Annotated in this window: 7 protein-coding genes; 6 read left to right on the forward strand and 1 reads right to left on the reverse strand. The window is 73.7% G+C overall.

Features of this window, described 5'->3' with window-relative positions:
* The first annotated feature begins 7 nt into the window (after positions 1-7).
* A complete protein-coding gene (locus ACF1A5_RS30885) occupies positions 8-4,708 on the forward strand; it encodes a hypothetical protein (protein WP_392196172.1) in 4,701 nt (1,566 codons plus the stop codon).
* Between the two features lie 106 nt (positions 4,709-4,814).
* Here ACF1A5_RS30885 and ACF1A5_RS30890 read toward each other — a convergent pair whose 3' ends face one another.
* Positions 4,815-5,408 (reverse strand): hypothetical protein, encoded by a 594-nt coding sequence (locus ACF1A5_RS30890; RefSeq protein WP_392196173.1) that lies wholly within the window; start codon positions 5,406-5,408, stop codon positions 4,815-4,817.
* Between the two features lie 470 nt (positions 5,409-5,878).
* On the opposite strand from ACF1A5_RS30890, the gene ACF1A5_RS30895 reads away from it, so the two are divergent.
* Genes ACF1A5_RS30895 through ACF1A5_RS30915 form a run of 5 tightly spaced genes read left to right on the forward strand, consistent with a single transcriptional unit; the run spans position 5,879 to position 13,792 of the window.
* Positions 5,879-8,719: a nitrate- and nitrite sensing domain-containing protein gene (locus ACF1A5_RS30895; protein WP_392196180.1), complete on the forward strand. Its 2,841-nt coding sequence runs from the start codon at positions 5,879-5,881 to the stop codon at positions 8,717-8,719.
* Positions 8,716-9,150, forward strand: coding sequence for a roadblock/LC7 domain-containing protein (locus ACF1A5_RS30900; protein WP_392196174.1), 435 nt, complete (start codon positions 8,716-8,718; stop codon positions 9,148-9,150). The genes ACF1A5_RS30895 and ACF1A5_RS30900 overlap by 4 nt, the downstream gene beginning before the upstream one ends.
* A 9-nt stretch (positions 9,151-9,159) precedes the next feature.
* Positions 9,160-9,555 carry a DUF742 domain-containing protein gene (locus ACF1A5_RS30905; protein WP_392196175.1) on the forward strand — a complete coding sequence of 132 codons (396 nt, stop codon included), beginning with the start codon at positions 9,160-9,162 and terminating at the stop codon, positions 9,553-9,555.
* 24 nt (positions 9,556-9,579) lie between these two features.
* Entirely contained in the window at positions 9,580-13,206 is a 3,627-nt protein-coding gene (locus ACF1A5_RS30910) for a hydantoinase B/oxoprolinase family protein (RefSeq protein ID WP_392196176.1), read from the forward strand.
* On the forward strand, positions 13,187-13,792 hold the full coding sequence (locus ACF1A5_RS30915; RefSeq protein ID WP_392196177.1) for an ATP/GTP-binding protein: 606 nt from the start codon (positions 13,187-13,189) through the stop codon (positions 13,790-13,792). Before ACF1A5_RS30910 ends, ACF1A5_RS30915 begins: the two co-directional genes overlap by 20 nt.
* The last annotated feature ends 211 nt before the right edge of the window (positions 13,793-14,003 follow it).

Here is a 14,003-nt window from a genome sequence, read left to right on the forward strand (position 1 = left end):
GTCCGCCATGTACGAGCTGTCCCGGGTCCGCCTCTACTCCATCGGGCCCGCCGGTGCGCGCTACGCCGACACCGTGCTTGACCTGCGGGGCGTGGGGGAGCCCGTGCCCGACCCCGCGCCGACCCAGGCGGAGTTCTTCGAGGAGGAGCCGGTCGGCCCGCCGCGCCGGCCGGCGCCCGCCGGGGTGCTCTTCCTGGAGAACGGCGGCGGCAAGTCGGTCCTGCTCAAGCTGATCTTCTCGGTGATGCTGCCCGGCCACCGCAACACCCTGGGCGGCGCCAGCTCCGGCGTGCTGCGCAAGTTCCTGCTCGCCGACGACTGCGGGCACGTGGCCCTGGAGTGGCAGCACGTGCAGACCGGCGAGTGCGTCGTCGTCGGCAAGGTGAGCGAGTGGCGCGGCCGCCAGGTGTCCAACGACCCGCGCAAGTTCGCCGAGGCCTGGTACTCCTTCCGGCCCGGCCCCGGCCTCACTCTGGACAACCTCCCCGTCGCCGAGGCCACCGCCGTACGGCCGTCCGCCGAGGGCCAGTCGGGCGCGCAGGGCCGCCGCCGCACCATGAAGGGCTTCCGCGACGCCCTCACCGAGGCCGGCAAGGCCTATCCGCACCTGGAGGTGCACTGGGAGGAGATCCACGAGCGCTGGACCGAGCACCTCGGCGAGCTCGGTCTGGACCCCGAACTCTTCCGCTACCAGAGGGAGATGAACGCCGACGAGGGCGAGGCGGCCGGCCTCTTCGCGGTCAAGAAGGACTCCGACTTCACCGATCTGCTGCTGCGCGCCGTCACCGACACCCGGGACACCGACGGCCTCGCCGACCTCGTCAGCGGCTTCGGCAACAAGCTCGGCCGGCGCGCCGAGCTCATCGCCGAACGCGACTTCACCGCCGGTTCGGTGGACCTGCTCGGACGGATCGTCGAGGCCGCCGAGACCCGCGCCCGGGCGCGGGACATCCACACGGGGGCCGAGCGGCGCACGCGCGGCCTGGCCCGGCGGCTGACCGCCCGGGCCGTGCGCGAGCGGGTGCGGGCAGCGGACCTCGCCCAGCGGGTCACGGCCGCCGCGTACGCCGTCACGCACAGCGAGGGCGCCCGGGAGCGCAGCTCGCTGATCGCCGCCGAACTCGCCTACCGGCACGCCTCCCTGGCGCTCGCCGCCGCCGAGAAGTCCGCCGCGGCGCAGAAGCGGGAACTCGCCGACGCGCGCACCCTGCACTCCGCCTGGCAGGCCGCCGAGGCCGTGCTGCGCCACCGCGCCGCCGCCGACCGCGTGGCCCGCGTCTCCGCCGCGATCCAGGAGGCCGAGCGGGACGCGGCCCCGGCGCTCGCCGCCCGCGCCAAGGCCGCCGTCGACCTCGTACGGGCCCTGCACGCGGCCGCGGAGCGCGCCGAGGCCCTCGCCAACGAGGAGGAGGAGCGCTCCGCGCGGCTCCAGGAGGCCGGCGAGTCCGCCCACCGGGACTCGACCGCCGCCGCCACCGAGGCACAGCGCGCCCGCAGCGAGACCGGGCACCTGCGTCAGCGCCTCGCCGAGGTCGAACAGGAGACCGCCGAGGCGGTGCGCGCGGGCTGGCTCGACGACAGCGCCCCCGACGCGGACCCCGCGCGCGCGGCCCTCGCCGCCAGCGACGCGGAGAAGACGGCGGTCGCCGCCTGGGACGCCGCCCGTGACGCCGCCCGCAAGGCCGCGGACCACGCGCGGGAGGCGGCCTCCGCCGAGTCCCGGGCCGAACTGACGGCGGCCCGCGCGGCCGACGCGGCGACGGCGGCGGAGCGCGGTCACGAGGCCGAGCGGCGGATCGCCGAGGCGCTGGCCGCGGAGGAGCGGCTGGCGGAGCTGCTGAGCCTGCCGGGGACCGCGGGCGCGGGCCGGGTGGGAGTGCCCGGACCGCGGACCGGGCCCGACGGCGCCTCAGGGCGCCAGGGCACGGCCCGGGAGCAGGAACCGGCCGCGAACCCGGCCGAGGACGGCGGCGACCCGGCAGCGGCGGAGAGCCGCACCGGCTCCCTCGCCCCCGAGGACCTGGACCGCTTCGCCGACGAGCTGCGGGAACTGCTCGACGACGCCGTCTCCTCCGCCGAACGGCACCTGTTCGAGCTGCGCACCGCCGCCGCCGACGACTCCCGCATCCTCGGCGCGCTCGGTGACGGCGGACTGCTGCCGCCCGGACCGGACGTGCTGGCCACGGTCGAGTTCCTCGGCGAGCACGGCATTCCCGCCCTGCCCGGCTGGCGCTATCTCGCCCAGGCCGTCGACCCCGTCGACCACGCGCGCGTGCTGGCCGCCAGGCCCGAACTCGTCGACGGTGTGATCATCACCGACCCGGCCACCCACGCGCGGGCCCGTGAGGCCCTCGCCGACGCCGCGCTGCTGCCACGGTCCGCCGTGGCCGTCGGCACCGCGGCCGCCCTGCTCGCCCCGACCCCGGCCGGTGCCCCGGCGCCCGGTGACGTCTTCCTCGTACCGCCGAACCCGGCCATGCACGACGAGCACGCGGCCGACGAGGAGCGGCAGGCGCTGCGCGCGCGGGCGACCGACCGTGACGAGGAGATCCGGCGGCTCGCCGCCCGGCTCGGCAAGGACCGCGAACTCGCGGCCCGGCTCGCCTCCTGGCGCACCGGCTGCCCGGCCGGACGGCTCACCGAACTGGCGCAGGCCGCCCAGGACGCGCGCGCTTTCGCCGAGGAGGCCGAGGCCGAGCTGGCCGAGGCGCGGACCGCGCGCGCCGAGTGCGACGAGGCCGCCGCCGAGGCGGCCCACGTGCGCGACGTGCGGCAGGAGGCCGCGCAGAAGGCGCGGCGCGCCGCGGACGCCCTGGCCGGGCTCGCGTTCCGGCTGCGCGAGCGCGCCGGCTGGCAGGTCAGACTGCGCGAACTCGCCGACGAGGCCGCCGAGTCGGAGGCCCGCGCACAGACCTGCCTGGACCGCGCCCGGGCCGCCGACGAGGACCGGCGCGCCGCCCAGCGCGCCGCCGACGACGCCCGGCGCACCGCCCGTGCGCTGCGCGCCGAGCGCTCCGAGATCGCCGGCGCCCCCGACGACGTCCCCGAGACCGACGACACCGCCCCCAAGGCGTCCCTGCCCGCCCTCCGCGAGGCCTACCGCGCCGCCTCCCAGGTCTACGAGAAGGTCGGCGTCGGTGCCGACCTGCGCGCCGAGCAGGCCCGCGCGGAGAGCGACGAGAGCGCGGCCCGCGCCGAACTGGACCGGCTGAGCAACAAGGTCCGCACCCGCGCGGAGCAGCTCCTGCAGTCGACCGACGGAGCCGACGGCCCGTCCCGGCAGGCCGCCGCGGCCCGGGCCGAGGAGCTGGTGCAGCTCCTGGAGACCCGTATGTCGACCGCCAGCGAGCAGCTCGGCCGGCTGCGCGGCGAGGCCGAGCGGCTGGCACCCGCCGAGGACGCCGAGACGCACACCGAGCTGCCCGAGGAACTCCTCCCGCGCGACGCCGAGCACGCGCAGGCCATGCTGCGCACGGCCACCGCCGAACTCGCCTCCCGCACCGAGGCGTTGGCGCAGGCCCGCGAGGCGCACGCCGAACTCCTGGAGGCCCACCGGTCCGCCGAGGACGGGGCGAGCGGCTTCGACGAGGTCGCCGCCCTGCTCCGCGACCTGCTGCGCGAGCACACCGCAGAGGAGGAGGGGGAGGAGCAGGAGCCGTATCCGGGCAGCCTGGAGGAGGCCCGGCAGACCGCCGCCGAGACCCGGCGTTCGCTGCGCGGCTGCGCCGCCGACCTGTCCGCCGCGGAGGCCGCGGTGCGCGAGGCGAGCGACATCCTCGTCCGGCACGCCAACGCCACCCGCTACGAACAGGTCCGCACCCCCGCCCGGCAGCAGATCCGCGAGCTGCCCGCCGCCGCGCTGCCCGAACACGCCCAGAAGTGGGCCGAGGCCTTCGCGCCCCGCCTGCGCGTCCTGACCGACGAGCTGGACCAGCTGGAGCGCAACCGCGACTCGATCGTGGACCGGCTGCGCGGGCTCGTCGAGTCCGCCCTCGCCACCCTGCGCTCCGCCCAGCGGCTGTCCCGCCTGCCCGAGGGACTGGGCGAGTGGTCCGGGCAGGAGTTCCTCCGGATCCGCTTCGAGGAGCCCGACCAGGCCACGCTGACCGAGCGGCTCGGCGAGGTGATCGACGAGGCCACCCGGGCCGCCGTGAAGAAGAACTCCGACCTGCGGCGGGACGGGATGGCACTGCTGCTGCGCGGCGTGGCCGCCGCCCTCCAGCCCAGAGGCGTCGCCGTCGAGATCCTCAAGCCGGACGCCGTGCTGCGCGCCGAGCGCGTCCCCGTCGGGCAGATGGGCGACGTCTTCTCCGGCGGTCAGCTGCTCACCGCCGCCATCGCCCTGTACTGCACCATGGCGGCCCTGAGGTCGAACGACCGCGGCCGCGACAAGCACCGGCACGCGGGCACGCTGTTCCTCGACAACCCCATCGGCCGCGCCAACGCCACCTATCTGCTGGAGCTTCAGCGGGCCGTGTCCGACGCGCTCGGCGTCCAGCTCCTCTACACCACCGGCCTGTTCGACACGACCGCGCTGGCAGAGTTCCCGCTGGTCATCCGGCTGCGCAACGACGCCGACCTGAGGGCCGGACTGAAGTACATCAGCGTCGAGGAGCACCTGCGGCCGGGACTGCCGCAGCAGGCCCCCGCGGGGGAGACGGTGCACAGCGAGATCACGGCTACCCGGATGTTCAAACGGCCGGCGTGACCCTCACCCCCTGCCCGTATCGGTGTGGCCGGCCACCGGCCGAGGGAGCCGTGCCCGGAGCCCACCCCCTGGCGGGGCACCGGGGTCCGGGCGCGGCCGTCAACTCTCAGCGGTGCGACAGCCGGCCGGCGCCCAGGGGTGCGACAGTTGTCCCGCGCCCCCGACGGCCTGTTCGCCGCTGGTTCCGCTCGGTCGCCCGTTCCTGGCGCCGCCGCTCGCGCCGCAGGGCCCGCGCGGTGCTGCTCGGCATCGAGACGACGCCATAACGCTGGTTCCACACCTGGCGGGTCACCCAGACGTCGAGCGCCGCCCAGGTGGCGACCACCGTGCTGGCCACGCTGCTGATCACCATGGGGAAGGCCAGCCAGGATTCGGCCATGGTGCACAGGAACGCCACCACCGTCTGTATGAGCGTCACGGAGATGATCAGAACCGCCCGCACCGCCGCCACCCGCACCGGATCCGGGAGCCTGCGCCGTCGCGCGGGCTCCTCCACCCACAGCGGCCTGTGGTCGGACTGCGGCCACGTCGCGTTCGCCGTGGTGAACTCCACCTCCTGTTCGTCGGCTGTCGCCGTACCGCCGCGGGAGGCCGCCGCACCGGCCGCTTCCGCGGCCGGGCCGGGTCCGCCCTCCGAGACGGCCCGCGCCGCCGGAATGTCGCGATCCCGTGCCTCGGACGCCCGTCGCGCCGCCGTCACAGGCGCCACCTCGCCGTCAGCGGCCGTGTCGCACCGCTCCGCCGTGCCCATCAACGTGTCACTCCCCACCGCCAGCAGACCGTTCGCCCCGGTGTCCGAAGAACCGGCTTCCCTCTGGCTGCCCGCCTTGCGCTGCTTTACGCCGCCCAGGTGCGGGACACGGCTCCTGTGGCCGATTCCGCCCCCATTTCCCATGGAGTAGGACGAACGAGACGTCGCGATGATTCCCGGGTGGGAAAAATATCGGCCAACTCAAGGAGTCGGACGACCTGTTCCGCTGCACCCGCCGACTTCGGATTCCGGGGCGGCATCTCCCGCAATGCCCGGACAACTCGCCCTCTCTCGCCCCCGGTACGGAAGTTCAGGCTCCGGACAGCTCTTCGAGTTATCTGTGCGTCGGTAGTAGGCTCGCGCCGTTTGTTGACGCACATGTGTACCCCCTTCCCATGGGGGTCGAGCTGGGGGAGGCCATGCGCTTTCGCGGGAAGTCCATCCGCCGGAAGATCGTGGCGCTGCTTCTCGTGCCGCTGCTGTCGCTGACCGCCATCTGGGCCTTCGCGACCGTGATCACTGGACGCGAGGCGACCCAGCTGTTCCACGTGACCTCCCTGGTGGAGAAGGTCGGCTACCCGACCGAGAACACCGTGCGAGCCCTGCAGCAGGAACGCCGCCAGACCCTCGTCTACCTGGCCGATCCCCGGGCCTCCGACGCGCTGTCCGCGCTCCGCCGCACCCGGGCCGTCACCGACGGGGTGATCGCCGGGCTCCGGAAGAACGCGCGGAACGCCGCCGTGCGCGACGGCATGGACCGGGACGACGGCGACCGCCTCACCGCTGCCCTGGACGCCCTCGACGGCGTCGGCTCCCTGCGGCGCAGCGTGGAGGGCGGCACCCTCTCCCGTGCCCAGGCCCTCGACCTCTACAACCGCCTGGTCGATCCGTGCTTCACACTGCTCTCCACCCTCGACGGCATCGACGACGTGGACATGAACAAGGAGGCCCGGGCCCTCGTCAACATCACCCGCGCCCGTGAACTCCTCTCCCGCGAGGACGCCCTGCTCGGCTCCGCCCTGGTGGTCGGCAGGCTGTCCCGCGGCGAGGTCCGCGACATCTCCGACCTCGTCGCCCAGCGCACTCTCCTGTACGAGATCAACCTGCCGCTGATCCCCGCGTCCGAGAGCGACCGCTACGAGCACTTCTGGAAGGACGCCTCGACCGCCCCGCTGCGCTCCGCCGAACGGGCCGTCGTCTCCTCCGGCGCCGGCACGCCCCGGGACGTCAGCGCCAAGAGCTGGGACACCGCCGCGGGCAACGTGCTCGACGAACTGCGCGCCCTCGACGTCCAGGTGGGCGACCGCTACCAGGAACGCGTCCGCCCCCTCGCCATGGACGTCGTCCTGCGGGCGGCCGTCGCGGGCATCCTCGGTCTGGCCGCCGTGCTGCTCTCCCTCGTGCTGTCCGTACGCATCGGCCGCAGCCTCGTCCGCGATCTCAGGCAACTGCGGCTGGAGGCCCACGAGGCGTCCGGCGTCCGGCTGCCCAGCGTGATGCGCCGCCTGTCGGCCGGCGAACAGGTCGACGTGGAGACCGAGGTACCACGGCTCGAGTACGACAAGAACGAGATCGGCGAGGTCGGACAGGCCCTCAACACCCTGCAGCGGGCCGCCGTCGAGGCCGCCGTCAAGCAGGCCGAACTCCGCACCGGGGTCTCCGAGGTGTTCGTCAACCTCGCCCGCCGCAGCCAGGTCCTGCTGCACAAGCAGCTCACCCTCCTCGACACCATGGAACGCCGGACCGAGGACACCGAGGAACTCGCCGACCTCTTCCGCCTCGACCACCTCACCACCCGGATGCGCCGGCACGCCGAGGGCCTGGTCATCCTCTCCGGCGCCGCCCCGTCCCGGCAGTGGCGCAAGCCGGTGCAGCTGATGGACGTCGTGCGCGCCGCTGTCGCCGAGGTCGAGGACTACGAACGTATCGAGGTCCGCCGGCTGCCGCGGGTCGCCGTCACGGGCCCCGCCGTCGCCGACCTCACCCACCTGGTGGCCGAACTCCTGGAGAACGCCACGATGTTCTCCCCGCCGCACACCGCCGTGCAGGTACTCGGAGAGCGCGTCGCCAACGGCTTCACCCTGGAGATCCACGATCGCGGTCTCGGCATGCCCGCCGAAGCGCTGCTCGACGCCAACCTCCGCCTCGCGGAGACCCCGGAGTTCGAACTCTCCGACACCGACCGGCTCGGCCTGTTCGTCGTCAGCCGGCTCGCCCAGCGGCAGAACGTCCGGGTCTCTCTGCAGCCGTCCCCGTACGGCGGCACCACCGCCGTCGTCTTCCTCCCCGACGTGCTGCTGACGGACGACGTCCCCGACACCGACGGCGTCGGCTTCCGCCCCGACCCGGACCGCCCCGCGGCCGAGCGCGAGAGCAGCCGCGGGACCGCCCTCTCCCAGACGCCGGTACAGCTTCCCGGGCTGCCGGCCTCGCTGCTGGACGGGCCGGTGGAGCTGGAGGCCCCCGTCGGCCTGGGCGCCCTCGGTGCCTTCCCGGACGGCCTGGACGACGAGGACGGCGAGCACGGGGCGTTGTTCCGCCCGCGCCGCTCCTCCGGCAGGCCGGAGACCGACGAGCCGGTGGTACGCCAGGGCGGCGGACACCGCCCGGATCCTGGTGTGCGCGGCGCCCCCGACGAAGGCGCCGACCGGGACCCGGCGGTCCCGGTCCCGCTGCCCCGGCGCCGGGCGCCGAAGCTGGTCAGCTCCCATGGACGACCGGTCGCCGACCACCGGTCCCGGCGCGAGCCGCCGGACGAGAAGCCCTCGGCGGGCTTCGGCCGGCCGGAGAAGGAGGTGGCGCCCCTGCCGGCCCGCCGACGCGGCGAGACCACGCTGAGGCGTCCGACCGCCTCGGACGACCGCCTCGGCGGACGCGATGAGGCTCCGGCCTCCCCGCCCACCGGGAAACGCCCGGAGCAGGCTCCCGCGCTCCCGCAGCGCAACCGGCGCGCCGCCCTGGCGGCCGGTGGCCCGGCCGGCCCGGGCCGGGGCCGCGCCACCGCCCCTGAGGAGAGCGAGCCCGGCGCCGTGCCGCTGCCCCGGCGCGTCCGGCAGGCGAATCTCGCCCCGCAACTGAAGCAGAGCCCGGAGCGACGCAGCGAGAATCGGCCGGGACCCGCCGAACGCGACGCCGACGAGGTGCGCAGCCGTATGGCCTCGCTCCAGCGCGGCTGGCAGCGCGGCCGTGAGGAGAACGCCACGGGCGACGACGCCCCGGACGGCACAGCACAAGGAACGACAAAGGGGGACGGTCGATGACCGCACCGAAGGCCACCGGCCACAACACGACCGACAAGGTGGAGCTGAACTGGCTCCTGGACGAACTCGTGGACCGCGTCGTCAGCATCCGCAAGGCCGTCGTCCTCTCCGGGGACGGTCTGGCCACGGGCGCGTCCAAGGACCTCACCCGCGAGGACAGCGAACACCTGGCCGCCGTGGCCTCCGGGTTCCACAGCCTGGCCAAGGGCGTCGGCCGCCACTTCGAGGCGGGCAGCGTCCGGCAGACGGTCGTGGAGCTGGACGACGCCTTCCTGTTCGTCACCGCGGCCGGCGACGGCAGCTGCCTCGCCGTCCTCTCGGACGCCGACTCGGACGTGGGCCAGGTCGCCTACGAGATGACCCTCCTCGTCAAGCGGGTCGGCGTCCATCTGGGCGCCGCTCCGCGCACCGATCTGCCCGCCGGTGGGTAGTGAGATGACATGAGCGGAGACGGTCAGGCCAGAAGACACTGGTTCGACGACGAGGCCGGGCCCGTGGTCCGTCCGTACGCGATGACACGGGGCCGCACCAGCCATGCGGCCCAGCACCGCCTGGACCTGATCGCGGTGGTCGTCACGGAACCCCACGTGGACGATCCGGAGGCCGACCACACCCTGTCCCCGGAGCACGTGGACATCGTCGAACTGTGCCGCGACACCCCCCAGTCGGTCGCCGAGCTCTCCGCGGAACTGGACCTCCCGGTCGGCGTCGTACGGGTCCTCGTCGGTGACCTCGTGGACGAGGAATACGTCCATGTGAAGCGTCCGGTACCCCCGGCCGAGCTGCCGGACGAGAGTATTCTGCGCGACGTGATCAACGGCCTGCGGGCGCTGTGAGCGGCGCGGAAGCGGGGTAGTGACGTGACAGGCTGGCAGTTCTGGGTCGACCGGGGCGGCACCTTCACCGATGTGGTCGCGCGGCGCCCGGACGGCCGCCTGATCACGCACAAACTGCTGTCCGACAACCCCGCGCGCTACGCCGACGCGGCCGTGGCCGGAGTGCGCGAACTCCTCGACGGTTCCCCCGCGCACGTCGACGCCGTCCGCATGGGCACCACCGTCGCCACCAACGCCCTGCTGGAGCGCACCGGCGAGCGGACCCTGCTCCTCGTCACCCGCGGGTTCGGCGACGCCCTGCGCATCGGCTACCAGAACCGCCCGCACATCTTCGCCCGCCGCATCGAACTGCCGGAACTGCTCCACGAACGCGTCATCGAGATCGACGAGCGCATCGCGGCGGACGGCACCGTCCTGCGCGCGCCCGACCTGGACGCCCTGGCCGCCCCGCTCCAGGCCGCCTACGACGACGGGATCCGCGCCGTCGCCGTGGTCTGCCTGCACAGTCATCTGCATCCCGCGCACGAGCGGGCCGTCGGGGAACTGGCCGCCCGGATCGGCTTCCCGCAGATCTCGCTCTCCAGCGAGGTCAGTCCGCTGATGAAGCTCGTCCCGCGCGGGGACACCGCCGTCGTCGACGCCTACCTGTCGCCCGTGCTGCGCCGCTACGTCCAGCACGTCGCCGACGAACTCGAAGGCGTACGGCTGATGTTCATGCAGTCCAACGGGGGACTCGCCGAGGCGGGGCAGTTCCGCGGCAAGGACGCCATCCTGTCCGGCCCCGCGGGCGGCATCGTCGGCATGGCGCGCATGTCCCAGCTCGCCGGCCACGACCGTGTCATCGGCTTCGACATGGGCGGCACCTCCACCGACGTCTCCCACTTCGCGGGCGAGTACGAACGGGTCTTCACCACGCAGATCGCCGGCGTACGGCTGCGGTCGCCGATGCTGGACATCCACACCGTGGCCGCGGGCGGCGGCTCCGTCCTGCACTTCGACGGCTCCCGCTACCGGGTCGGCCCCGACTCGGCGGGCGCGGTCCCGGGACCCGCCTGCTACCGCGGCGGCGGCCCGCTCGCCGTCACCGACGCCAACGTCATGCTGGGCCGCATCCAGCCCGCGCACTTCCCCGCGGTGTTCGGCCCCGGCGGAGATCAGCCGCTGGACGAGGCTCTCGTACGCGAGCGGTTCACCGCCCTCGCCCGTGAGATCCGCGAGAGGACCGGCGACGACCGCACACCCGAACAGGTCGCCGAGGGCTACCTGCAGATCGCCGTCGCCAACATCGCCAACGCGGTGAAGCGGATCTCCGTGCAGAAGGGCCACGACGTCACCCGCTACGCCCTCACCACCTTCGGCGGCGCGGGCGGGCAGCACGCCTGCATGGTCGCCGACTCGCTCGGCATCCGCACCGTCCTCGTCCCGCCCATGGCCGGCGTGCTGTCCGCCCTCGGCATCGGCCTCGCCGACACCACCGCCATGCGTGAACAGTCCGTCGAGGCACCCCTGGAACCCGCCTCGATGCCGGGTGTCCTGAAGACCGCCGACGACCTGGAGGGAGCGGCCCGCGCCGAACTCCTGGCCGAGGACGTGCCCCCGGACCGCATCCGCGTCACCCGGCGCGCCCAGCTCCGCTACGACGGCACGGACACCACCCTGACCGTCGAGCTCTCCGAGCCCGACGCGATGAAACACGCCTTCGAAGAACGTCATCGCGCCACGTATTCCTTCGCACTCGACCGTCCCGTCGTCGTCGAAGCCCTCTCCGTGGAAGCCACCGGCATCACCGACCCCCCCGATCTCTCCGCCCTCGCCCCCTACCGCGCCGCCGCCGGCCGTTCCGCCGGCGCGGAGACCGTCCGTCTCCACACCGACGGCGCCTGGCGCGACGTACCCCACCACCGCCGTGAGGACCTGCCTCCCGGCGAGACCGTCACCGGCCCGGCGATCATCACCGAGGCCGGCGCGACGACCGTCGTGGACGACGGCTGGCGGGCCGCGGCCTCCGGCGAGGGGCATCTGGTCATGGAACGCGCGGCGGTCACGCAGAGTTCCGAGCTGGACACGGAAGCCGACCCGGTTCTCCTCGAGGTGTTCAACAACCTCTTCATGTCCATCGCCGAACAGATGGGCGCCCGGCTGGAGTCCACGGCCCAGTCGGTCAACATCAAGGAGCGCCTCGACTTCTCCTGCGCCCTGTTCGACCCGGACGGAAACCTGGTGGCCAACGCCCCGCACATCCCCGTCCACCTGGGCTCGATGGGCACCAGCGTCAAGGAGGTCATCCGGCGCCGCGGCCCCCGGATGCGGCCGGGCGACACCTACGCCGTCAACGACCCGTACCACGGCGGCACGCACCTGCCGGACGTCACCGTCATCACCCCGGTCTTCGGCACGGAGGGTGACCGGATCCTGTTCTACGTCGCCTCGCGGGGCCACCACGCCGAGATCGGCGGCGTAGCGCCGGGCTCCATGCCCGCCCACAGCCGCACCATCGAGGAAGAGGGCGTCCTCTTCGACAACTGGCTGCTCGCCGAGAACGGCCGCTTCCGCGAGGAGGAGACCCACCGCCTGCTGACCGAGGCGCCGTACCCCTCCCGCAATCCGCGGACCAACCTCGCCGACCTGCGCGCCCAGATCGCCGCCAACCGCAAGGGAGTCGACGAGGTCGCCCGCATGATCGAGGACTTCGGGCTCGACGTCGTCCAGGCCTACATGCGGCACGTCCAGGACAACGCGGAGGAGGCGGTCCGCCGCGTCATCGACGCGCTCGACGACGGCGAGTACGCCTACGAGACCGACGCGGGCGCGGTCATCCGGGTCCGCGTGGACGTGGACCGCGTCGACCGGTCGGCGACGATCGACTTCACCGGCACCTCGCCGCAGCTCGCGACCAACTTCAACGCCCCGTTCTCCGTGGTGAACGCGGCCGTCCTGTACGTCTTCCGCACCCTGGTCGCCGCCGACATCCCGCTCAACGACGGCTGTCTGCGGCCCCTGCGGATCGTGGTGCCGCCCGCCTCGATGCTCAGCCCCGACCCGCCGGCCGCCGTAGTGGCCGGGAACGTGGAGACTTCCCAGGCCATCACCGGCGCCCTGTACGCGGCGCTCGGCGTCCAGGCCGAGGGCTCCGGGACGATGAACAACGTCACCTTCGGCAACGAGCGCCACCAGTACTACGAGACCGTCGCGTCCGGCTCCGGCGCGGGCGACGGCTTCCCCGGCGCGAGCGTGGTCCAGACCCACATGACCAACTCCCGCCTCACCGACCCCGAGGTCCTCGAGTGGCGGCTGCCGGTCCGGCTGGAGGAGTTCGCGGTCCGACGCGGCAGCGGCGGGACCGGACGATGGCGCGGCGGAGACGGCGCGGTGCGCCGCATCCGCTTCCTCGAACCCATGACCGTCTCGACCCTGTCCCAGCACCGCAGGGTCCCCCCGTACGGGATGGCGGGCGGCGAGCCCGGCGCGCTCGGCGCCAACCGGGTGGAGCGCGCGGACGGCACGGTCGTGGAACTCGGCGGAAGCGACTCGGCGGACGTCGCCCCGGGCGACGTCCTCGTCATCGAAACCCCCGGCGGCGGAGGCTATGGCCCACCGTCGCCCGACCCCCATCGAGCAGGAGAAGAAAGCGATGATCTTCGGGCGTTCTGAGCGCGGCAAGCCCCCGGTCGAGCCCGTCACGCTCAAGATCCTGGTGGCCGGCGGCTTCGGCGTGGGCAAGACGACCCTCGTCGGCGCGGTCAGCGAGATCAGGCCGCTGCGCACCGAGGAACTGCTCACCGAGGCCGGGCGCCCGGTCGACGACGTCACGGGTGTCGAGGGCAAGCACACCACGACCGTGGCCATGGACTTCGGACGGATCACGCTGCGCGAGGACCTGGTGCTGTACCTCTTCGGCACCCCCGGGCAGGAGCGGTTCTGGTTCATGTGGGACGAGCTGTCCGAGGGGGCGCTGGGCGCGGTGGTACTGGCCGACACCCGCCGGCTGGAGGACTGCTTCGCCGCCGTCGACTACTTCGAGCGGCGGTCCATCCCCTTCGTGGTCGGCGTCAACTGCTTCGAGGGGGCCGCCCGGTATCCGGTGGAGACCGTGCGCCAGGCCCTCGACCTCGACGACGACGTGCCCCTGCTGCTGTGCGACGCCCGCGACCGGGAAGCGGTCAAGGAGGTTCTCGTCGGTGTGGTCCAGCACGCGATGGCGTACGGTGCGAGGCGCCGCCAGACCGTCGCCACCTGAACCGCGCACGGCCCGCACCCCCACCGACCGGGGTACGGGCCGCGCCCCACAACACGCGCGCGTGCGTGCCGACGGCAGCCACGCGCGCGTGCGCGCCGACGACCGCCCGGGCTAGCTGTATTGCCCTGTGAGGTTGGGGACGCGGCTGGCGGGTGGTTGGCCCTTGAGCGCGGTGTGTCCGCGGTGGTGATTGTAGGTGTGCAGCCAGCCG

Source organism: Streptomyces sp. NPDC014864 (assembly GCF_043081525.1).
Classification (GTDB): domain Bacteria; phylum Actinomycetota; class Actinomycetes; order Streptomycetales; family Streptomycetaceae; genus Streptomyces.

Bases quoted from the DNA above. Each gene is read 5' to 3' on its own strand.
- ACF1A5_RS30905 (WP_392196175.1), top strand. From the start codon at position 9,160: ATGAGCGGAGACGGTCAGGCCAGAAGACACTGGTTCGACGACGAGGCC.
- ACF1A5_RS30900 (WP_392196174.1), top strand. From the start codon at position 8,716: ATGACCGCACCGAAGGCCACCGGCCACAACACGACCGACAAGGTGGAG.
- ACF1A5_RS30915 (WP_392196177.1), top strand. From the start codon at position 13,187: ATGATCTTCGGGCGTTCTGAGCGCGGCAAGCCCCCGGTCGAGCCCGTC.
- ACF1A5_RS30895 (WP_392196180.1), top strand. From the start codon at position 5,879: ATGCGCTTTCGCGGGAAGTCCATCCGCCGGAAGATCGTGGCGCTGCTT.
- ACF1A5_RS30885 (WP_392196172.1), top strand. From the start codon at position 8: ATGTACGAGCTGTCCCGGGTCCGCCTCTACTCCATCGGGCCCGCCGGT.